At 62.6% G+C, this 23,395-nt stretch carries 12 protein-coding genes and 1 pseudogene; 8 read left to right on the forward strand and 5 right to left on the reverse strand.

What is annotated here, in order from left to right; all coding sequences use genetic code 11:
* Positions 1-121: 121 nt before the first annotated feature.
* From F3J10_RS10095 to F3J10_RS10115, 5 genes and pseudogenes are all read right to left on the reverse strand, one after another.
* Positions 122-1,882, reverse strand: a complete 1,761-nt coding sequence (locus F3J10_RS10095; protein WP_167232001.1) for a ShlB/FhaC/HecB family hemolysin secretion/activation protein — start codon at positions 1,880-1,882, stop codon at positions 122-124.
* 25 nt (positions 1,883-1,907) lie between these two features.
* Complete coding sequence (gene bcpO / locus F3J10_RS10100) at positions 1,908-2,060, reverse strand: CDI system lipoprotein BcpO (protein ID WP_345791198.1); 153 nt, start codon at positions 2,058-2,060, stop codon at positions 1,908-1,910.
* A gap of 687 nt (positions 2,061-2,747) precedes the next feature.
* On the reverse strand, positions 2,748-3,470 hold the full coding sequence (locus tag F3J10_RS10105) for a hypothetical protein (RefSeq protein ID WP_167232007.1): 723 nt from the start codon (positions 3,468-3,470) through the stop codon (positions 2,748-2,750).
* A gap of 59 nt (positions 3,471-3,529) precedes the next feature.
* On the reverse strand, positions 3,530-3,793 hold the full coding sequence (locus F3J10_RS10110; RefSeq protein ID WP_167232010.1) for a hypothetical protein: 264 nt from the start codon (positions 3,791-3,793) through the stop codon (positions 3,530-3,532).
* Positions 3,777-12,322, reverse strand: a pseudogene (locus tag F3J10_RS10115) (hemagglutinin repeat-containing protein). The gene F3J10_RS10110 and the pseudogene F3J10_RS10115 overlap by 17 nt, the downstream one beginning before the upstream one ends.
* A 1,114-nt stretch (positions 12,323-13,436) precedes the next feature.
* On the opposite strand from F3J10_RS10115, the gene F3J10_RS10125 reads away from it, so the two are divergent.
* From F3J10_RS10125 to F3J10_RS10160, 8 genes are all read left to right on the forward strand, one after another.
* A complete protein-coding gene (locus tag F3J10_RS10125) occupies positions 13,437-15,068 on the forward strand; it encodes an AAA family ATPase (RefSeq protein WP_167232022.1) in 1,632 nt (543 codons plus the stop codon).
* A gap of 664 nt (positions 15,069-15,732) precedes the next feature.
* On the forward strand, positions 15,733-16,803 hold the full coding sequence (locus tag F3J10_RS10130) for a LacI family DNA-binding transcriptional regulator (protein ID WP_167241991.1): 1,071 nt from the start codon (positions 15,733-15,735) through the stop codon (positions 16,801-16,803).
* A 223-nt stretch (positions 16,804-17,026) separates the two neighbouring features.
* Positions 17,027-18,040: an ABC transporter substrate-binding protein gene (locus F3J10_RS10135; protein WP_167241998.1), complete on the forward strand. Its 1,014-nt coding sequence runs from the start codon at positions 17,027-17,029 to the stop codon at positions 18,038-18,040.
* A gap of 14 nt (positions 18,041-18,054) precedes the next feature.
* Positions 18,055-18,876, forward strand: a complete 822-nt coding sequence (locus F3J10_RS10140) for an ABC transporter permease (protein WP_167241992.1) — start codon at positions 18,055-18,057, stop codon at positions 18,874-18,876.
* Positions 18,877-18,901: 25 nt separating this feature from the next.
* Complete coding sequence (locus tag F3J10_RS10145) at positions 18,902-19,873, forward strand: ABC transporter permease subunit (protein WP_167241993.1); 972 nt, start codon at positions 18,902-18,904, stop codon at positions 19,871-19,873.
* A 24-nt stretch (positions 19,874-19,897) separates the two neighbouring features.
* On the forward strand, positions 19,898-20,926 hold the full coding sequence (locus tag F3J10_RS10150; RefSeq protein ID WP_025101418.1) for an ABC transporter ATP-binding protein: 1,029 nt from the start codon (positions 19,898-19,900) through the stop codon (positions 20,924-20,926).
* Positions 20,927-20,956: 30 nt separating this feature from the next.
* On the forward strand, positions 20,957-21,781 hold the full coding sequence (locus F3J10_RS10155; RefSeq protein ID WP_025101417.1) for a phosphodiesterase: 825 nt from the start codon (positions 20,957-20,959) through the stop codon (positions 21,779-21,781).
* Positions 21,782-22,001: 220 nt separating this feature from the next.
* Positions 22,002-23,207: an MFS transporter gene (locus tag F3J10_RS10160; RefSeq protein ID WP_166912636.1), complete on the forward strand. Its 1,206-nt coding sequence runs from the start codon at positions 22,002-22,004 to the stop codon at positions 23,205-23,207.
* Positions 23,208-23,395 lie beyond the last annotated feature (188 nt).

Raw genomic sequence — 23,395 nt, forward strand, 5'->3', positions numbered from 1 at the left:
ACATCACCTCTTCGGATCGATCTGGCTTCCATCGTCCCGTGTGATTCTTGACAAACGGCGCGTGGCAACGAAAACGGCCGCGCGAAACCGCCATGCCAGGGAAATCGGCTCCCCGGCGAAACTAGAGTTGCGCGACCACCTGGAAGCCGACCGTGACGCGCGCCGTGGGGAAGCCCGAAGGTCTGTAGACCGGCGTGCCCGCGAAGAGGTCGTAGGCATAGGCACCGAGACGCGTGGCGACACTGCCTTTCACGCCGATCACAGCGCCGGCCAGTTGCGTGCCGACCAGGGCGACCGGTTGCGCTCCCCACACGCGGCCGTAGTCCAGCCCCGCGTACACCGCCTGCCCTGTCTGGCCGATCGGCATCTGAAGCTCGTTGCGCCAGTAGAACCCGCGTGCCGCCGCCAGCATCGTTTCGCCGTCGAAACCGCGCACGGTATAGCGGCTGCCGATAGTCATGTCGTCGAGGTAGTACAGGCTGTTGCCGGTGTACTGGCCGTGGAACGTGCCGACGTAGCGAAGTGCCTGCGGACCGATCGCGAACGGCACCGACAGGTTCGCGTCGAGCACGGCCATCTTGAAGCGGTAGGTCGGGCCGCCGCCAGCAGACAGTGTGTCGTCCTGCGCGCCGAATCCGCCGACGCCTTGCCGAGAGGCCAGCGAACCATCGAACTGCGCGCGGCCGACGTAATGGCGATCGGTCAGCCCGAGTTCGATGATCGTGTTGTTACGGTGCTGCTGCGGGATTTCCGTATCCTCGATGAAGCTCTGCCCGAAGTGGCGAGAAAGGCGGAAATAGCCACCGAAGACATCGTTCTGGCCGCGTGCCAGCACGCGGGCCAGCTTGACATCGACCGTCTTCGAATTGCCGCTGGCGACGAAGGTCTGATTCACGCCCGCGATCTGCTGGTAGTAGGTGTTCGTATAGGTGGACAGCGTGGCGGTCCAATAACCCCACGGGATCGAATAGAAGCCGTTCCAGCCATGCGAGCCGAGGCGCTTGTCACCGAGTTCGAGATCCTGGCTGACGCCGACGTTGAACATGTCGTTCAGACCGAGCGGATTGTCGATGCCGATCGACAGGTTGCCCTGCAGCCTGCCGGTGGCACGCGTGCCGGCGTTGTCGACCGACGCGACCACCGTCCATGGTTTGTTGCGCTTGATGTCGAGCACCACGTCGCTTTCACCGGGGACGCTGCCAGGGATGATCCGCATCGAGACATCCTGGCTGCTCACCCGCTTCATCTGCTCGAGGCCTTGCTCGATATCTCGAAGATTCAGCACGTCCCCGTCGCGGGTGGGGAAGGCGGTTTTCCACGTGCCACGCTGTTTGACATCGGCGAAGCGGATGTGGCGGATCACGCCGGGGATCAGCGAGAGTTGGAGCGTGCCGGTGGTGAGGTCTTGCTCGGGAACCAATACGCGGGTGGTGACGTAACCGCGCGCCAGGATCGATTGGGAGAGGCCTTTGATCAGGAGGTCGACGCCTTGCTTGCCAACGCACTCGCCAACGTAGTGGCTCAGCCATTCGCGAGCGAAGGCGAAGCGATCCATCGGCAAGGCGGAGGCGCCTTGGGCCCTCAGAGCGGGAGGAAGGGAATTGGGTACGTCGAGCGAAAACTGGTCGATGCGGAAACAGGGGGTTTCTGTCGGCAAGCTTGGATAGAGTCCAACGAGCGGAATCTCGGAACGAACCGAAGAGGCTTGCACGACCGCCTCGCGCTGCTGTGCTTCCTGTTGCTGCCGGGCCTGACGATCCTGCTCGGCATTCGCACGCGCCGCGGCGGCACGATCAGCAGGCGTGGGGGGGTGCTGCGCAAAAGCAGCGAACGGCAAAAGCCATGCTGCCGCCAGCGTCATGATGGACGTGCGAATAATCATGCCTATGGTGATGTCGATTTTTTGCTTATGGCTTCGGTGCCAGATGGCCCGGAATCCAAACCCATTCCGAGCCGCTCCATTTCCAGTACCCCATGACCCACATCACGCTCGACCAGGATGGCAGCACGGGTTCCATTTCGGGCTTCCGTGGTGGGCGTGGTGGTGCGTCCGGCGGCACGGTTTCGCATGCAGCGAGAAATGCGGATGTGGCAAACAGCAGGATGAATGAGCTGGTTGATTTCCTCATCGATCTATCGAGTTCGGTGCGACGTGCTCTGGCCATGATTTAAACCATTGTTAGATTCTGGCGGTTAGTCCTTGTGATGGTGGTGCCTAGGTTGGTTTCAGGAGGCCGTATACGTCATACTGCGTGATCGAAGGGATTGATCGGCATCAAGTTAGTCGGGACTTTTCTTGCCTCTATTGCCATACGGAGCCGAGCCCAACGCTCCGCCTTTACTGAAGAGCGACGCATACGGCGACGCTGCTGTCGACCCGTCTACCCCTCTCGTCGCTGCTCGCGCTGCCACTGCCATTTCGAGCGTTCCGTGCAGGCCTCGACAGGACTGGTTCCGACTTACTGATAGATCGGCTCGCTTTTTGCCTCGACTAGTCTTGCTCGCCGCCTCTCTTTCTATAGCTTTCACGCGCTTTCTCATAACTGTTGTCGAACGGCTTAATACCTAATTGATGGGCCTTACTGGCATACCCACCGACAGCCGCGATTCCCAGCCCCACCGACATCAATAGTATAGATCGATACCACAAAAAACCAATCGCACCAATACCAACCCCAACAACAATCAACAGAGCACGAATCCGAGACTAAAAATTTCCATCTTTAATAAATTCCATCACGCCCACCTCATTTATTTTGCGATAAATTTCTTACCTGATTAACCCATATTGAATTCTTTACAATTTCACCCATTTCAACAAAAATCGGCCCGACTAATGAATATCTATCCGATCCGTAAAATTCCGTCATATCAATAAAACTATCCAATCCAAAACTCCAAGGCTTTGGATTCAACAATTGCTGGACGCCGCTCGCACCCAAACCCACAACAGCAGCACTAAGCAACAATCCAGCTGCTGCGGGTGAGTGAGGTCCAGGTACTGCTGTAGCAGCCCCCGCTGCCGCGCTCACTCGCATCGCATTTGTCGAAACCATCCCCGCCGTATCCGCTGTCGTATTTCTCACGTAATTCACATCCGACTGATCGAGCTTCGTGAACGGCCCCGTTACCTCAAAACCGAAGTCCTTCTTACCAGTGCCGTCATACATGATGTTCGGCACTTCATTCTGCGCCCACGAAGAATTCGCACGAATGTAATTCTGCAACTCAGTATTCGGCTTCACCGTGATCTGCGTCAGAATCGGTTTGCCATCGTCGGTCGTTCCCGCATACTGCCATTTCGCTTCCGAATCGGTCGGCATAGTCCCCACCAAGGTTTCTGGCGCTCCAGATTCGCGATCGCCGCCGATCACCCCGCCCATGATCCGCATCTGATCCTCGATCTGGTTCCGCGTAAATTTCCCCTTCGTGCTCCGCCGCCTGCCGCTTCGCCTGTGTGCTTTTTTCACCTAATTTCCATCAGAGACTTATCTACCAAGCCGAACCCAGTTGATGTCAGACCGATAGCTTAATGCTCGCCATCAGGAGGAGGATCGCCCTCCTCCTGCCTCAACGCACGGAACTCCTTAATGAACTGATAAATAGCAGCACCCGCAAGTGTCACATAAACCGGAATACCAGGAACAAGTCCGGCCCAGCCAGCCCCTTTTTTAATTGAAATCACCAATATCATCAAAGGAATACCCGCCAAACACAAACAACCAACAAAAAATTTACGATATAGATCTTTGTATTTTTTAGATAAAAATCGCATATTATTTTTCTCTCCCACTTTTCTCAATAATTCCTTGCGCAGGACCGGGAAGTATTCGCATCCATATATTTAAAGCACTTCCAATAGGTACCGGCAGGATCACTTTTCCTCCCGAGCCAAGTAATGCACTTATCGTACCAATACCCGCCGATAAATCCGGGCTGCTACCCGGATTCGTAATAGCCGTCGCCCCAAACGCCGTAGTCCCTGCAAGCGCGCTGTCATATCCCCCCACCACAATCTTCCCTGCCGTGCCACCACCCAGCGTACCCAGTGGCAAGAAGAACGGCGCCGTCGCACCCGCCACCCCACCCACTACCAGCGACTTCCCAACGTTCGGACCATCCTTCGACAACCCCATCGCTCGGCTAATCAAATCACCGGCATAGTCATATCCTGCGCCCAGCGCCCACGCCGTCGCTACGGTCGGCGCAACAGCACCAAGCACTGTCAGCCCAACCACCGCACCTGCCACCATCCCTGCCTGCGGATGCGCCTCATGCCCAGGCAACGCCTTTTGCTCTGCCGTCAGCGATCCATCCTGGTTTCCATATTTAAATGGCTCGCTGTAATACTGGCCCTTCTGGAACAGCCCTCCCGCGTTGCCGCTGATATACGCCACTGCCACTGGATCTCCACCCAGGCCCTTGCTCGCCGCAGCGTCCACCAAACGATAGCCGTTCGCCAGCAACAGATTCTGCGACTCCTCCGCAGTCAATGCCCTGCCAGTCTTTTCTTCATAGAACTTCGCAAAATCCATTGACTTATCCTGCGCCCACTGCCGCTCATCCGGATGCAACTGCCTGTTGTAAATCTCGTTGCCAATCGCCGAACCCGCACCAGCCAACGCCCCCGACGCTCCCCCTCCAGCCAACGCCCCGCCCGCCGCACCCCCAGCCGTCACCACGATCTCATTCAACGCGTTCCGCGCAGCCGCTTGCGCACTCGGCGGCAACTGACTCACCGTCTGATCGATGATCGGCTGCGCCAGTGACTGCAACACATCACCCGCCAGCGAACCTGCAACGGCTCCGCCGATATTCCCTCCCGACAGCGCCGCGCCGATCGCCGCCACCGCGGCATGCATGGCATCGCGCCCCGTGCCGCCCTCGCCGAACAGCGCTTGCATTTCCGGGCTGCTGTCGGCCAATTCGATGGCAGCCTCCGCGAGCGCGAACGTCGCAACCTTGCCGAACGCTTGGGCAAAAGCAAGATTGTTCTGAACCTCTCGCAAGTTGAACGTGTTCTGCACCGTCTCATTCGCATTGGCCGTATCGCGCGACAAACCTGCCGTGCTGTCGGTGCCGTTCTGTTCATCCGACTTCACGACGATCTTTGCCGGACTGACAGCAGCGTGCGTGACGCCGCTAGCGCTATCTCCCGTCTGTGCGAAGCTCGGCCCACCGGACAAGGAAATACCTTCCGACGTCCCGGAATACGACATCTCGTTCTGGATATCACTGAATCCCAACGTGTTGGTCGTCAGCATGTTGCTGCCCGCAGGGGCGGCACTCGCTATCTGCGAACCATCGAGCTGTGTGTGGCCTGCCACCTTGACATCGAATCCCTGTTTGCCCGCCACGATGCCGGTTTGCTGATTCACCGATGCGTAATTCGCATCGATGCTCGTGTGCCCGATCGATGCATCGATACTGCCGACACCGCGAGGGCCAAATGCGAAGCCACCACTCCCGCCGGCGCTGTGCTGGTTGTTGCCGTAGTTCGACGTATCTTGAAGGCTCGTCATCGTGAGGTTGCCGCCAACATCCACCTTCACCTTGTCGCCCGAGACCTGCGCCCCGGAAAGCGTAGTGTCGCCGCCGGATTTCATCGTCAGCCTATTGCCCGCCGCCACTGTCGTATTGGTGTGCGCGACACCATTCCCGTCGCCCTGGCCATGCGCGTTCGAGCCATTCGCGAAAACACTGATCGCCGTGTTCTTACCCACCCCGATCGCGACGCCCGCATTCCAGCCGGTAGAACTGTTCGAACTACTGTCCTGCTCCGTGCTCTGCGCGCTTTGCAGCGTGATCTCGTTATTGGCATCGAGCGCGACGTCCCTGCCGAGCACGGAGGTTCCGGTTAGCGCAATATTTCCCGTGCCGACTCGAGCGTTTCCATTGGCGTCCAGGATCCCCCGAGCCGTGATGGAAACATGGCCGTTGCCGATGATCGACGAACCCTTGGCTTGGGTGATCGATGTCGTTGCGTTATTGCTGCTATGGCTCGATCCGATGCTGAATTGAACCTTCACGCCCTTCGCGGCTTCGCTCACATTGCCGTCCGACAGAGCGCCGGCTGCATCCTTGAGACCACCACGGCTCAGATAAGCCTGCTCGGCAGCCGCCACGGCCTGTACCGCTGCGAGACGCGAATCTCCCGATTGCTGCCCTTGGCGGACCGCGCTCGCCATCGACTGGCCGAGCCCGAGCAGGCCTCCGCCCAAACCGACGCTCAAGCCCGACTGGCTGAACTGCTGCGACTGCGCATCCTTGTAGCTGTCGTAGGCGGCGTTCACCGTGACGTTCTGTGCGTTGATACCGACATTCTGGCCCGCGACAAGCGTGCTGTCGGTAATCGCCGCATCCTTGCCGGCCAGGATCGAAAGATTGCCCCGCGACGAACCGATCACGCTGCCGTTATTGGTTACCGAACTGTTCTGGTCCTGTTCTGCCCCGGAGCGTGAGCCCACGGCCAACGAAAGGCCGCCATTCGTGAGTAGCCCGGATTCCTTCTTCTGGTAATAGTTGGACGACCGCGTTGTGTCCTGTGAGGTCTCGATATTGACGTTGCGCGACGCCTGCAATGCGACATCGTCGGTACCGACGACGTTGCTGCCTTTTACATTGATGTCGCGGCTACTGACGATGTTGATGCCGTCGGCCGACACCGTGCTGCCCTGGTTATAGGTCGCCGACTGATCGACGCCGCTGGCTATCTTCGCGCCGCTCACGATATTGCTGTGACTGTGCCTCTCGTGTGAGTTCAGTTCATGCGTTTCGGTCGCCGCACCGATATTCACATCCCCGGCCGCCATCAGGTTTGCATTGCCTCGATCAAGGCTTACCGTGCTGCCGATGATGGAGATATCCTTGCCCGACGCGATCGTAAGGGTGCCCCACTCCTGAGCAGAGTACCGGTGAGTGCCTGGTCCGATGTGTGCAGTGTTTGTGCGGAACTGCCATGACTGTCACGGCTCGAACTGTTGCTGTTCACCGTCGAAGTCGCACTGGCCGCGCCGAGTGTGACATGGCCCTTGGCCGCGATGGTTCCCCCCTGGCCAAGATCGATTTGCGCGCCCTTCAAGCCAAGGTCTCCAACTACTCCGATGCTCGACCGCCCACCCACCTTCACCGAACTACTCGTCATCTGATTGACGTCGGTATTCGACACCCCATGCGCACGCCGCACGATCTTGTGCTCGCCGGTTTGCACAGCACCGAGATCCCAGTCGCCACCCACCTTCATCCCGAGATTGCCGCCAACCGACAAGGCGCCCGCGTGCTGCTGGAAGCTGCCGCCTGTCGTGATCGACGCGTCACCCGTCACCTCGAGCCTGGCCGTCGGCCCGAGCGTCGTTGTCATGCTCGTCGCGCCATCGCGGCTCACTCTCGCAACCGTGTCCGTTGCCGTATCGAGAATCAGGTCCTCGCCCGCATCCAGTTTCAGCCTGCCGGCCTTGACCTTGGCCGACGTCAAATCGACGTTGTCGATCGTCGTCAGCAACATCAGTCCGCCGCTTTGCAACGCACCGAACGCGGCGTCGATCTGCCTGCCTTGAATCGAAAGCATGTTGTCCGCCTTCAGCGTGCCGCTGTTCGTGAAGTCTTCGGTATCCTTCAGATCGATATCGGTAGCGGCAATCAGCGGCCCGTTGACGTTCTGCCGACGCGCCTGAGCGAGGTATACGACGGGCACCAGCACCGACTGCCCGTCCACCACGCGCGTTTCCATCATGATCACGTTGCTGGTCAACCTGGACACCTGATCGGCCGACAGGCTTGCCCCGACCGGCAGATCGAGCGACTTCGCCATGCCGGCCCCCGCAGCCATCAGCGATTGATACATTGTCTGCAAGTCGGTATATGGCCCAATCACCGCCTTGCCGGTCAGTGCCGTGACTTCGTTGCGCACGAGTTGCTGCTCATAGAAACCGTCGCCCAGCCGCTTCGGAATATGCGTGAGATCCACGCCGATCTGGCTGAAGAAGTCGTCGCTGGAAATGAAGTTCTTCTGGTTCGTGAATGCCGGATTGGTCTCGATCACATAACTCGCGCTCGGCGATGGATTGGGCCTGTACAAACCGCCCCGAGGAATCGCCAGGTTGTTCAGCACGTTTTGCGCCGTGGCGCCGGCCACCACCGGATCGACGGCCAACATCGGCCCGCCGTTCACGCTGGCGCCCTGGCCGCTCACCTCGCTAAACGTCAAGCCTTGAACGGCCTGGCCAGGAAGCAGGCCCAACGGCGGCAGCGAGGCGTTGGCGGCGGTGTTGTTGATACTGACGCCCGTTCCCGATATCGCACCGTTCACGCCGAGGGTCGATCCGTAATCCGGCAGCGAATATTCCTTGACCGAGGCCGGCGCCGCTTGCGCATACCCTCCCGGACGCCTGGTTACGAATGGGGCGTTGCCGAATGGCAACTGCCAGTCATGCTCCTCGTTGTTGTAGTTGTTGTAGTGATACTGGCCCGAGTAAAACACGGTGACGCTAGGCGCCTGCTGCCCCAAAGCAGCCCAGCCGTCCGAGTCATAGTGTTGCGGCATCTGGAAATTGCCGACGGCCGCGATGTCGCTCCAGTAGTTCTGCAGCGTCCCCATCGACGACGCGTCGATACCGCCGCCCGATACGATTTGCGCGGCCGGGCTGAGCCTCGTCACCGTCGTCGCGGTCGCGCTGTCCGCGTAATAGGTTGTGAAATGATAGTCACTGTTCCAATGCCCCTCGCGAGGCGGCTGGGGGTAGACACCGCCGATGCTGTTCGGATCCTTCACATTGATCCGCCCGGTCCGCCCTTCGATAGGGACGCCGAACTGCACCAGCGTCGCCGGATCGATCGATCCCGTCGAGTTACTCATCACGCGACGCTTGTTCGTCAATTTATCGGCGTGCAGTTGCATGTCGTCGCCGGACTGGATCAAGGCCGATGCGTTGTTGACCAAGGCCGCGTTCGTGTAATGGCCGGCGGTATCCTTGCCACCCGCCAGCACCAGCTTGCCCATGCCGAGGATCGCCGTGGTCGCCATCGCATCGGTGGCCGTGCTGTCATCGCGGTTTTCGATATCACGCGCGAGAATCTCGAGCGTCCCTTGACTGTCCGAAGCACCGATCAGGGCTGTCGGCCCGAGATTCGATACGGTGCCGGTTGCCTTGATCGAGGTGCTGCCGCCGACGATCGAGCCGGTATTGTCGAGATCCCCCGATTGCGTATGCAACAGGCCACCTGCCATCATCGTTCCGCTATTGACGATGTTGCTCGCGTTGACGCTCAGGTCGTTGACTGCCTGGACGCTTGCACCGTTGCTGAAGGTGCCGGGCGAAGTAAAGGAGAAATCGTGGCCCGCGTTGAACTGGGCATCCGGCGTGGTCGAGAAATCGCCCTGCATGTTCAAGGACGCATCGCGAGCGGCGCTGTACGCGCCGCCGCCTCGCAGCGTCGCGGCGCTCAAGGTCAGATCCCGATTCGAGCCGATCTGCCCACCGATGTTCGTGACAACGCCGTTGATCGTCACGTCCACATCGCCACTCGTAGCCAGGACGCTACCGATCTGTCCTCCTGAGTTGTCCAGGCTGGTTCCCTGCACACGGAGGTTCGCGCCGCTCAGTTGACCGCCTTGCGTATTGAGAATCGAGCTGGCCAGGATCGTCACGTCGCCGTTGCCGGTGATCATTCCCATGCCGGACACGCCGCCGGCGTGGCTATTGCTGATCTGCTCGTCGCCCCGCACGTCCATCTTGCCCCTGCCCAGATGGGTGATGGCACCATCGGCATTGTCGATCGACGCCGACTTTACCGTCAGCGTGCTCGCGTCGCCCGTCGCCCGCTGGCCGGCCTGGATGTGGCCCGCTTGATTCTGCAGCGCGCCGCCATTGACGAGCGACAAGGAGGCTCCCGCACGGATCAGGCCCTGGACGTTGTTCACGTCGCCCGTGATGTTCTCTGTAACGCCGCGCTGCGCGGCGAACACACCGGCCGCATTATTCCAACTGCTGGCGTCGACGCGCGCGTGGCCCTTGGTCACGATGGTGACCGACACGTTGTTCAAGGCATTCGTGCCCTTGCTCGGTTCGATCGTCAGCGTGCCGGTGCCGCCGTGCGTGATCGTGCCCTCGTCGTTGACAAGCGATGTGGGAGCGAGTGTGAGATCAATGCTGTTGGTCTGCAGCGTCCCACCGTTCGAATTGTCGAACGTGCCGGACACCTCGACGGTCATCGCGTCCGTGCCGTTCTGCGTGATCGTTCCGCCGTGATTCACCAACTCGTCGGCCCGCAACGCAAGTCGGTCCGCTTCGATCCTCCCGGCGCTGTTATCCAGCGACTTGCCGCCCAAGCTTGCCGCCTGGCCCACGATCGCGCCGCCGCTGTTTGAAAGATGTTCGCTGGCGTCAACACTCACCATTTTCGCGGCCTGCAGCGTTCCGCCGTCATTGTCGAGCGACTGGCCGGAAACGTGGAGATTCGTGTTCGACGTGATCGTGGCGCGGTTGTCGATCCAGCCGCCCTGAATCGTCACGTCGCCATTGCCGCCGATCACGCCGCCTTGCGCGCCGCTTGCGGTAGCACCGGCCGCGTTGGTGAGCAGGCCCGTCGCGCTGAGCTGCAACCCGTCGGCGTTGAGGGAGGTGATGCGGCCAGCCGTGTTGTCGATCGCGGCCCCTTCGACCGTGGCATGGCCTGCGCTCTGGATCGTGCCTCGGTTGTTGGCGAGCTTGCCACCATGCAGCGCCATCTTGCCCGCGGAAACGAGCGTGCCCGTTTGGTTGGCGATCTGGTCGACTGCCGCCACCGACAGCAAACCTTGCGACGATACGCTACCGCCCTGGTTCGACACGGTACCGCCGCTCAGCTTGGTAGCACCGCCACTCCTCAGCTTGCCGTGATCGTTCACGATCGCGCCCGCCGCCTTCGCCGTGACCGCGCCCCGGGCGCTCGTGATCGCGTTCGCGAGATTCACATCGCCGGTCGCGGCGCTCAGCGACAGATCGCCATTCGCAGCCGTCGTGCCGCTCGCGAGATTCACGCCCGTGCCCGTAGCCGAGACGTTGCCGCCCGCGATGTTCCGGCCGGTGGCATTCAACTGGCCGGCCGTCGTGATCCGCAGATCGCCAGCTTCCGTGGCGGCACCATCGCCGTTCACGCCCGCGCCAAGCGTCCCCGTCGAATTCAGCGTGCCAGCCCTCAGGTCGACGCCGTGCTGCGCCGCGAGCGTACCGGCATTCATCACATCGGCGCCGGTCTCGAGCGACACCGATTGCCCGGCATAGATCGTCCCGCTGTTATCGATGCCGGCCGCCGCCGATACGGCGATATTGCCGAGCGAGCTGAGCTTGCCGGTCTGCATCAGGCGTCCGTTCATGCTCAGCGTCAAACCCATGGCATCGGCCGCGATGGTCCCGGCGTTGCGGACACCGACGCCGCCCTCGGTCCCGACCAGGAAAATGCGATTGCTGTACATCCCGCCCAGTTGGCCGACATCGATCGCGACGGCAGGCGCCGCGCCCTCGCCTTGGATGCGCGTTGCCCGGAGCGTCTCGTGATCGACATGATTGGCACCGGTCACGACATTCAGGTTCGATGCGTGGATGGCTGCATTGGCCTGCATGGTCCGGGAAATGAGATCGACCTGATCGACGTTCGCCGCATTGAGGCCAGCGCCCTGCACGGTAATGAGACCACCCGCGACATTGAATCCAGCCAGCGATCCGTCCGCATTCAGATTCGGCGTGCCCGTTGTCAGGATTGCGCGCGATGTGTTGATAAATCCGCCGCCATCGACCACAAGACCGGACGGATTCGAAATGATCATCTCTGCTCGCTGGCCGGCAATCTCAACAAACCCTCGTAATTGCGACGGGTTATTGCTATTGACTTGATTGACAATGACCCGGGCCGCGTCATTCGCGCCGAAATTTGGATTTCCGTTGATATACCCCGCCTGCTGCGTGCTCGTCATTACCGGCGAGTTGTTCACGATCACGCCGGGCTTCTGGACGTCGAACCGGGAATAGCTGTTCAGTGAAACGCCGCCGCCACCGGGCTTGTTGATATTGACCTGCGGCAGACCATTCGGCGTCTGGATGACCGATGGCGCATGTGCGCCGCTGCCCATCACCTGGGCGTTGCCCGTCAAGGGCGTCGCGCCCACGGCAATCAGTACCACGAATGCCGCACGACGCAGCACAAATCGTGGAAGCCTGTGCGATACGCGAGCCACGGCAACAGGCTCCCACCTGTCACCGCGCCCCGACGCATTTGCGGTTTCCTCTACGGCGATCAGCATGCCGCGCACGCGATTGAACACCAATCGGTAGTTATTTTTGTTCATGTGCTTTGGTCTACTCGTAAATCGCGCCCTGGCGCGATACAGATCAACTGACGGCCACACTCACACCAAGAAAAATCCTTCGCCTCGATAAATTCAAATTAAAGAGTGCCAATTTCAGAATTTGAAGAATATTTCCTACTTCACTCCGTCAACCCGAAGGCGAAACATAACACCGTCTCAAAAATAATTCGCACTTCACGATGATCAATAATGTCGCACTGCGGCCAAATATCAATCCAGGAATGGATAGGGAAATTTCAAAAATATATTTTTCTACTGATTGATTACGTCGCTATCCCACGCATGCAGGACCGCTTTGCAGCGGCTGAGAGCATAGCTATGGGCCACATCAAAGCAAAAAAATTCAAATGTGTCAGCTGCTGGGTTCGATCATCTTGAAGCGTGGCGAGCGAATCCCCGCTTGCGGGTTGTCACGTCAAGCCAGCCTCGATCGACGAACATCTGATCGCATGCAAGACGGCCCATTCAGACACAACGCACGATGCATCCATGTGAGACAGAGTGTCACAAGACGAGTTGTCCCGCTCGAGGACGCCGGTGTCCTCATGCGGGACCTAGCAATAGTCTTGGAGCTCCGATGTAGTGCTACCGCTCGAGATTGAAAAACCATCTGCTAGCGGACACGTCTTGCTATCAAAGTCCTACACGTCCTTTTTGATATCGATGACACTCCCGTACAGGCGGGTGGCGTCGGGAAGCGTTTCTGATAATCACTGCACCCCGACGACATCCTGAAGCATCCAGGATCTGACGGACAGAGTGCAGACTCATCGGCCCGGATGTTGAACAATGACACGACCGTAGCGCCGGATAGCGCTATAAACGCAATTCGTCGCCAACCTTCCTTGCTGACTGAATGCCGCTGATTCGCGCTGATGTAGCGCCATCGGTCCGTCGCGCATACGTCCCAAGGCGCGGTCAATATTGACATCTGGCTATCACCATGATGTTTTGAGACATATGTCCAACGACTGCTGTCTCCAACGAATGGCCAGCGCCAAAGTGGCTTTCGTGTTTGTCGTCGTGGAGTGATACGCGAATGACACTGTGGCATCAAATTTCGCTATGCTTCACCTTCTACCGGGGAACAGACATGACAACATACAAGAGCCAAATCCGACAAAGTACGATCAATGCGCTACGAGAGAAGGCTGCTCGCAAAAATTATGGCAAGTATCTCTTGAAGATCAACTTGGTCCATGTCCGAGGATTACGAGACCAGACGATCAACTTTGAATTTCCTGTCACAGCACTCATTGGCCCCAACGGAGGCGGCAAGACGACAATCCTAGGAGCCGCTGCCACTGCGTACGCAGCCATCAAACCACGCCAGTTCTTTACAAAAAGCGGCCGGTTCGACGACAGCATGGCGAACTGGAGAATGGAGTATGAACTGATAGATCGAGACGTTAACCGAAATGATACGTTCAGGCGAACGGCGGCGTTTCATAGTAGCAAGTGGTCGCGAGACGCTGTTGAGCGGCCAACTGTCACGCTTGGTGTCGCACGCACAGTGCCGGCTAGCGAACGACGTGAAATGCAACGCTGCGCTTCAGGTTCATTTTCCCCCAGCGCCGAGCTCGTAGACGCTATTCAAAGGCCCGTCGCCGATGCCGTCGAAAAAATTCTGGGAAAAAACATATCTCACTACTCGCACATCCGAGTTGATCAAGCCGGACGAGTATCACTACTCACCGGGCAAACTGACGGTGGGGTAGGATATTCAGAGTTTCATTTTGGAGCGGGTGAATCGAGCATCATTCGCATGGTTATGCAAATCGAAGCAATGGAACAAAATAGCCTCGTACTTATCGAGGAAATCGAAAACGGACTTCATCCTGTTGCAACAATACGGCTCGTAGAATATTTGATTGAAGCAGCAGAACGGAAAAGTATCCAGGCAATTTTCACAACCCACTCGAACGACGCACTTCTCCCATTGCCCGCCGAGGCAATCTGGGCCTCAATCAACGGACGTGTTTTCCAAGGAAAATTGGATGTTGGTTCTCTTCGAGCAATCACTGGCCAAATTGACGCTCGTCTTGCAATATTCTGCGAAGATGATTTTTCTGCAGCCTGGATTCGCGCAATGCTTCGAAATCGCAAAGGTATTGCCGTAGATGCGACAGAAGTGCACCCTATGGCTGGCGACGGTGCAGCAGTGAGCATTAATCGATATCACAATCAAAGCCCTGCAAAACGATTTCCATCAGTTTGCATTCTTGATGGTGATTCAAGACAGAATGAAAATTCTGATGAACACATTTATCGACTTCCCGGCGCCAACCCGGAAGCATATGTCTTTGATCGTTGTATAGAAGCAATTTCAGAACACGGGCGATTAGTTGTCAGACTTAATCAACCGTTCGCCGATGCGGAAAATATACTTCGCTTAGTACAAGACGTACGCATAGCAAACCGAGATGCTCATTTACTTTTTACACAAATTGCCGAAAAATTAGGATTTATGCCTGTCGATGTTGTTCGCGAAGCATTTTTCGCAACGTGGAATGATGCCTATCAGGATGAGCGCAACGCAATATTGGATAGATTCGCCAATTTTTTACCAATCGAATGCGATGCGACTACTAAAGATATAGAAATTTCCCAGACGAAAAACGAACCACCAACTTCGGGCCAGAAAATCCAGAGAGAAAAATACAAACCAACCGCTTTGAATTTGGAATCAACAAAAAATAATGACCGTCAAAGCAATTTGTTTTAGTCAAAGAAAGGACAAATATATCTCATCAAGAAACTTGAATACAGAAAGTTCCACAAAAAATATTCTATTTTTGTAGATATTCAAATCCCCCGAAAACAATCGTGGTGCCGGGGACCGGACTCGAACCGGCAAGCCAATGAAGGCGGCGGATTTTCGTCACACTGCTTCTTTCGAAGCCGGCCGGGCGCGTGCCTGGCCGTTCGTGCGCTGGACTATGCCTTCGCCGTCGCCTGCACGCGTTCGCCGCATGCAAGGCCTTAGGCGCCCCCCGTCTAGTCTCTACACCTTCCCGCGCATCGCTCGCGCGATGTCCGGGCTTGGCTCGGCGTTGCCTCGTCGCGCTGCGCGCCAGGGGTTTCACCGAATTTGAAGGGTTCTGCACCGGACGTTTCCGACCGGGCACTCAAATCATTTAAGTCCGCTATGTTTACCAATTTCATCACCCCGGCTAAAGGGCGGACCGCATTCTACCACTGGTCCGGCACGACTTCAGTCCGGTAAACAGGCTCGTCTGCGGATTGGCGGCGAGGGTTTCGCCATCGTCGGGAAAACCACCCTGACCATCCCCGCCGGCGCCTTGTCCCACCTCATCCGGCGCGCGTCATCGAAGCGTCACACGCACTGCCGATAATCGTCGACGTAAACGTTTACATCGCGAGCGCCCATGACGTCGACCATCAAGGATGTTGCAGCCTTGTCCGGCTTTTCGATCGCCACGGTCTCGCGTGCGATCAACGCCCCGCACACGGTGAGCCCGGATACGCTCGCGACGATTCGCGCCGCGATCGAGACACTGCAGTTCCGGCCCAATCCGCTGGGCCGACAGTTGCGCAGCGATCGCACCCAGTTGATCGGCGTGATCCTGCCCACCTTCGCCAACCCGGTGTTCACCGAATGCCTGCAAGGCCTCGACGAGCTGGCATCGCAAGCCGGCTTCAAGCTTATCGTGATGACCACGGAGTATGACACGGCACGCGAGCAGCATGCGATCGAGACGCTGCGCGCGCAGCGCGTCGAAGGCCTGATCCTGACGGTCGCCGACGCGCACGCGCATCCCCTGCTCGACGCGCTCGATCGCGACGGCCTGCTCTACGTGCTGATGCACAACGACACGCCGCATCGCCCCTCGGTGGCAGTCGACAATCGCCAGGCCGCCTACGACGGCGTGAGCCACCTGATCGCGCGCGGCCATCGTCGCGTGCTGATGCTGGCCGGCTCGCTGGCCGCCTCGGATCGCGCCCGGCAGCGCCATCTCGGCTACGCGCAGGCGCTCGCCGATCACGGTCTCGAGCCGCTGCCGGCGCTGGAGGTCGACTTCAACGCGCCCGAGCTGCCCAACGCGGTGCTCGCGCACCTCACCTCGAAGGCCACGCGCCCCACCGCGATCTTCTGCAGCAACGACCTGCTGGCGATGGTGGTGATGCGCGGGCTGCGTCGCGCGAAGTTCCGCGTGCCCGACGACATCTCGGTGCTCGGTTTCGACGGCCTGGCGATCGGCGAACTGCTGGCGCCGCCGCTGGCCAGCGTCGCCACGCCGAATCGCGAGATCGGCCGCTCGGCCTGGCGCCGCCTGGCCGAACGCCGCGCCGGCGAGACCCATGCCGCGCCCGCGCTGGTACTGCAACACACGGTGCGCGACGGCGGCTCGGTGACCGCGATCGGCGATGCGCTCGATGCCGGCTGCGGCAGCGGTCACGGCCCGGACGGCGCGCATGGCCTCGACACCCACGACTGAGGACGGCGCGATGTTCAACCCATTCCCGCCGGCCGGCCGATTCGTTTCGTCATCCGTATCGATTGACCCGGCGCACGCGTCGCCGCGCACCCCGCATTCCTCGAGTGGACGGCAGGTACCGTCCGCCCCTTGCTCGTTCGCCCCTGTCCATGCTCCATCCGTCCTCGCCAGGAGACCTCACGTGACTTTCCGCTTCCCCTTCCCGCACGCGCTTGCCGGCGCGCTGCGCCACGCCGCGGCCCTGCCGGCGGCCTGCGTGCTCGCGCTGGCCGCGTTCGCGCCGCTCGCCGCGCACGCCGACGAGACCGCGATCTGCTACAACTGCCCGCCCGAATGGGCCGACTGGGCCTCGCAGATCGCCGCGATCAAGCAGAAGACCGGCATCCGCGTGCCGTTCGACAACAAGAACTCGGGCCAGGCGATCGCGCAGTTGATCGCCGAGCAGAAGAGCCCGGTGGCCGACGTGGTGTATCTCGGCGTGTCCTCGGCCTTCCAGGCCACGGACAAGGGCTTGGTCACGCCGTACAAGCCCGCGCACTGGAACGAGATCCCCGCCAACATGAAGGACCCGCAAGGCAACTGGTTCGCGATCCATTCGGGCACGCTGGGCTTCTTCGTCAACAAGGACGCGCTCGACGGCAAGCCGGTGCCGCGCTCCTGGGCGGACCTGCTCAAGCCCGAGTACAAGGGCATGATCGGCTACCTCGACCCGGCCAGCGCCTTCGTGGGTTACGCCGGCGCGGTCGCCGTCAACCAGGCGCTGGGCGGCTCGCTCGACAACTTCAAGCCCGCGCTCGACTGGTTCCGCAAGCTCAAGGCGAACCAGCCGATCGTGCCGAAGCAGACCGCCTATGCGCGCGTACTGTCGGGCGAGATCCCGATCCTGATCGACTACGACTTCGACGCCTATCGCGCCGAGTACAAGGACCACGCCAACGTCGCCTTCGTGATCCCGGCCGAGGGCACCATCTCGGTGCCCTATGTGATGAGCCTTGTGAAGAACGCGCCGCACGCGGCCAACGGCCGGAAGGTGCTCGACTTCGTGCTGTCCGACGAAGGTCAGAAGCTGTGGGCCAATGCCTACCTGCGCCCGGTGCGAGCGCAGGCGATCAGCCCCGAGCTGGCCGCCAGGTTCCTGCCGGCCAGCGACTACGCGCGCGCCAGGCCGGTCGACTTCGGCAAGATGGCGGCGGGCCAGCAGGCCTTCGGCCAGCAGTACCTGCAGACCATGCAATGAGGAGCGGCGGCGAGATGCGCGACCTGGGCTTCCCGCTGCGCTGGCGCCTCGCGCTGCTCGCGCCGGCGCTGGCGGTGTTCACCGCGTTCTGGCTGCTGCCGATGGTGGTGCTGGTGCGCGTCTCGGCCGAGGGCGGCTTCGTGTCGACCTACCTCGCGCTCCTCGCCAATGCCCGCTACATGAAGAGCCTGGCCTCGACGGTCGCGCTGTCGGCGGCGGTCACGCTCGCCACGCTGGCGCTCTCCACCCTGGCCGGGCTGCTGCTGGCGCGCCGCGAGTTCGCGGGCAAGCGCGCGCTGGTGGCCCTGCTGACCTTCCCGCTCGCGTTCCCCGGCGTGGTGGTCGGCTTCATGGTGATCATGCTGGCGGGCCGGCAGGGGCTGGTCGGCATGCTGTCGGCGAAGCTGACCGGCGACAAATGGGTGTTCGCCTATTCGGTGGCGGGCCTGTTCGTCGGCTACCTGTATTTCTCGATTCCGCGCGTGATCGTCACCGTGATCGCCTCGGCCTCGAAGCTCGACCCCTCGCTGGAGGAAGCCGCGCGCTCGCTCGGCGCCTCGGCCTGGCGCGTGTTCGCCGACATCGTGCTGCCCGCGCTGGCGCCGGGCCTGATCGCCTCGGGCGCGATCTGCTTCGCCACCTCGATGGGCGCCTTCGGCACCGCCTTCACGCTGGCCACCGAGCTCGACGTGCTGCCGATGACGATCTACACCGAGTTCACGCTGAACGCGAACATCGCCACCGCCGCCGGCCTGTCGATCGTGCTCGGCATCGTCACCTGGGCGGTGCTCGCGCTCGCGCGCAGCCTGACCGGGCAGGCCGCGGCGGCCGCCTGACTTCATCGAGGACCCCGCCCCGACCATGACCACGCTCCCGCCCCCGGCCGGCCTCGATGCCGAGCAGGCCGCGCCGCCCGATCGAAGCCGCGCAAGCGGCGCGCTTCGAGGCCCGCTTTACAGCCCGCCTCACAGCCCACGACGCGGCCCGCTGCGCGCCCTGCCGAGCGGGCGCAGCCTCGCGGCCGCCGCGCAATGGGCCGTCACGCTCGGCCTGTGCGCCTTCCTGATCATCCCGATCGGCATGTCGGTGCTGGCCGGGCTGACCGTCAACTATTTCCGCGGCCCGTCGAGCGGCCTCACGCTGCGCTGGCTCGGCGAAGTCTGGGCCCAGTACCAGGGTTCGGTCTGGCTGTCGCTCGAGGTGGCCGCCGCCACGCTCGCGCTCACGCTGGTCACCGGCGTGCCGGCCGCCTATACGCTGGCGCGCAGCCGCCATCGCCTGGCACGCCTCGCCGAGGAGGCGCTGGTGCTGCCGATCGCGCTGCCGGGCCTGGCCTCGGCGCTGGCCCTGCTGATCGTCTATGGCGGCTTCTCGTCGTTTCGCACCAGCCTGTGGTTCATCGTGGTCGGCCACGTGGTGTTCACGCTGCCCTTCATGGTCCGCGCGGTGGCGGCGGTAGCCGCGCGCGCCGACCTGCGCACGCTGGAGGAAGGCGCCGCCAGCCTCGGCGCCTCGTTCGCCACGCGCTTTTTCACCATCGTGCTGCCCAACCTGCGTCCCGGCATCGTGGCCGGCGCGCTCGCGGTGCTGACGCTGTCGATCGGCGAATTCAACCTGACCTGGATGCTGCACACGCCCGACACCAAGACGCTGCCGGTGGGCCTGGCCGATACCTATGCCTCGATGCGCATCGAGATCGGCAGCGCCTACACGATCCTGTTCCTGCTGATGACGCTGCCGCTGCTGGTGGCGATGCAATGGCTCGGCGTCGACGCGACCGGCACGCGCGTCGACGCCGGCGCCGCGCGCAAGTCGCGCAAGCCTTCCGCCTGACCTCTCACCGCCCCCTGCCCGACGATGAAGCTCGATTCCATCCCCGTCACGCTGACGCGCTGCGCCAAGACCTTCCGCGACACGCGCGTGCTCGAACCGCTGGACCTGACGATCGGCGCCGGCGAAACCCTGGTGCTGCTGGGCCCTTCCGGCTGCGGCAAGACCACCACCTTGCGCATGATCGCCGGGCTCGACCGGCCCGACGCGGGCGGCGCCATCCACTTCGGCGACGAGGACGTGACGGCCCTGCCGATCGAGCGGCGCCAGGTCGGCATGGTGTTCCAGAGCTACGCGCTGTTCCCGAACCTGACGGTGCGCGGCAATGTCGGCTACGGCCTGAAGATCCGCCGCACCGCGGCGGCCGCGCTGCGCGAGCGCGTCGACGAGCTGCTGGCGATGATGCAGCTCGGCGCGCATGCCGACAAACCCGTCACCGAGCTGTCGGGCGGCCAGCGCCAGCGCGTCGCGCTGGCCCGCGCGCTGGCGGTGCGCCCGCGCGTGCTGCTGCTCGACGAGCCGCTGACGGCGCTCGACGCCAAGCTGCGCGACACCCTGCGTCGCGACATGAATGCCCTGCTGCGCGAACTCGGCGTGACCACCGTCTACGTCACGCACGACCAGGCCGAGGCGATGGAGCTGGGCGACCGCATCGTGGTGATGGGCGCCGGGCGCATCGAGCAGATCGGCACGCCGCGCGACATCTACTACCGCCCGGCCAGCCGCGCGGTGGCGCAGTTCATCGGCACGCTCAACCGCATCGAGGGCGTCTGGCGCGACGGCGCGCTGGTCACCACCGGCGGCGCGGTGCCGAGCGATCGTCAGGCTTCCGAACTGTTCTTCCGCCCCGAGGACGCCCAGCTGGTCGATCCCGGCACGGCGCCGCTGCGCGGCTCGGTGGCCGGCTGCGCCTTCCTCGGCGAACGCACGCGCCTGACGATCGAGCAGGCCGCGCCCGACGCGCTGGTGATCGACGTTCCCGGCCGGATCGCGCTCGCGCGCGGCACCGCCGTCGGCCTGGCGATCGCCCCCGAGGGGCTGATCGCGCTTCCCTGACCCCGCACAAGTACCCACGAGGATTTCCCCATGTTGCTCGCCCAGATCAGCGACCTGCACATCAAGCGCCCGGGCGCGCTCGCCTATCGCCGCGTCGATACCGCCGCGAGCCTGGCGCGCACCGTCGCGCGCCTGAACGCGCTGGTGCCGCGTCCCGACGCGGTGCTGGTGACCGGCGACCTGACCGACTTCGGCCACGACGACGAGTACCAGCACCTCAAGCGCCTGCTCGCGCCGCTCGAGATCCCCTATTACCTGCTGATCGGCAACCACGACGAGCGCGGCGCGCTGCGGCGCGTGTTCGCCGAGCGCGCCGAGCTGCAGGGCGGCGAGTTCGTGCAGTACGCGCTCGACCTGGGCCCGCTGCGGGTGATCGCGCTGGATTCGCAGATCACCGGCCAGAGCGCCGGCACGCTGTGCGAGGCGCGCCTCGACTGGCTCGCACGCGAGCTGGAGGCCGCCGCCGGGCGCCCGACCGTGGTCGCCCTGCACCATCCGCCGTTCGCCTCGGGCATCGCCCACATGGATCGCCAGCGGCTCGATCCCGAAGCCGCGCGCCGGCTCGATGCGCTGCTGCGCGTCCATCCGAACGTCGAGCGTGTGCTGTGCGGGCACGTGCATCGCACCATGTTCGCGCGCTTCGGCGGCACCGTCGCCCTGGCGGTGCCGGCGCCCGCGCACCAGGTGGCCTTCGACCTGCGCCCGGACGGCCCCTCGGCCTTCGCGATCGAGCCGCCGGCCTTCGCCGTGCATCGCTACGATCCCGTCGAGGGCCTGGCCACCCATCATGTGTATGTCGACGACAGCGACGGCCCGCATCCGTTCTACGACGCCTCGGGCGCGCTGATCGACTGAAACGGCAGAAGGCGGGACGAGGACGCGCCTCGCCGTGCACGCGGCGCGGGAAGCCGGCCCGGCGGCCCAGGATGCCGACGCGACGCGAGCCCGGCACCGGCAGAGTTCACGGCGCTCCGGTATGATCGGCAGCCTCGCCGGCGCGGCCGTCCTCGCGCTGCCCCGGCCCCGCCGTTCCGGCGCGCCCGGCTTCGCGCGCCCCGCTTCGTCCCGATCGCCCATGTCCACGCCGCCTTCCGCCATCGCCTCGCCGTCCGCCGCCCATCGTCACTACTCGCGCGGCCTGCTGCTCCTGCTCGCGACCATCGCGGGCGTGTCGGTCGCCAACATCTACTACAACCAGCCGCTGCTCGGCGCGCTGCGCCTGTCCTTCCCCGACGGCGCGGCCTGGATCGGCGTGGTGCCGACGGCCACCCAGCTCGGCTACGCGGCCGGCATGCTGCTGCTCGCGCCGCTGGGCGACCGCTTCGACCGCCGCAAGCTGATCCTGCTGCAGATCGCCGGGCTGTCGGTCGCGCTGCTGGTGGCGGCCGCCGCGCCGGCGCTGCCGGTGCTGGCCGCGGCCAGCCTGGCGATCGGCGTGCTGGCCACCATCGCCCAGCAGGCGGTGCCCTTCGCGGCCGAGATCGCGCCGCCGGCCGAACGCGGCGCGGCGGTCGGCACGGTGATGAGCGGCTTGCTGCTGGGGATCCTGCTGGCGCGCACGGCGGCCGGCTTCATCGCCGAATATCTCGGCTGGCGCGCGGTGTTCTGCGCCTCGGTGGCGGCGCTGCTGGCGCTGGCGGTGGTGATCATGCTGCGCCTGCCGCGCAGCACGCCGACCTCGACGCTGCGCTATCCGCAACTGCTGGCCTCGCTCTGGCACCTGGCGGTGGAACTGCGCGAGCTGCGCTACGCGGCGGCCACCGGCGCGGCCATGTTCGCCGCGTTCAGCGCCTTCTGGCCGGCGCTCACCCTGCTGCTGGCCGGCGCGCCCTTCCATTACGGGCCGCAGGCGGCCGGGCTGTTCGGCGCGGTCGGCGCGGCCGGCGCGCTGGCCGCGCCCTATGCCGGCAAGTCGGCCGACAAGCGCGGGCCGCACGCGGTGATCGCGCTCGGCATCTGGCTGGTGGCGATCTCGTTCGCGATCTTCGCGGTCTCGGCCAGTTCCCTGGCGGGGCTGGTGATCGGCGTGATCGTGCTCGACGTGGGCGTGCAGGCCGCGCAGATCTCGAACCAGTCGCGCATCTATGCGCTCAAGCCCGAGGCGCGCAGCCGCGTCAACACGGTCTACATGGTCTGTTATTTCATCGGCGGCGCGATCGGCTCATCGGCCGGCGTCGAGGCCTGGCATGCCGGGGGATGGCTGGGTGTGAGCGTGGTGGGGCTGTTGTTCGCCTGCCTGGCCGGCGCGATCCATCACTTCGGCGCGCGCCGCCGGGCTTGAGCGGAGCGGGCCGCCGCGAACCCGGCCCTGCCGGCTCGGCTGCCGCGAATCGGCAGGCGCTGCCGGGAGCCGACGGCGGGCGGCGGGCGCGCTTGCCCGTGAATCGGGCCGGGTTGCCCGAGCCTGTCCGGATCTCGCGGCCCCGAGCATGATCCTGAGGAATCCGTGCATCGCAGGCCGCCTGGGGC

This window comes from Burkholderia sp. Cy-637, assembly GCF_011753175.1.
Classification (GTDB): domain Bacteria; phylum Pseudomonadota; class Gammaproteobacteria; order Burkholderiales; family Burkholderiaceae; genus Burkholderia; species Burkholderia gladioli.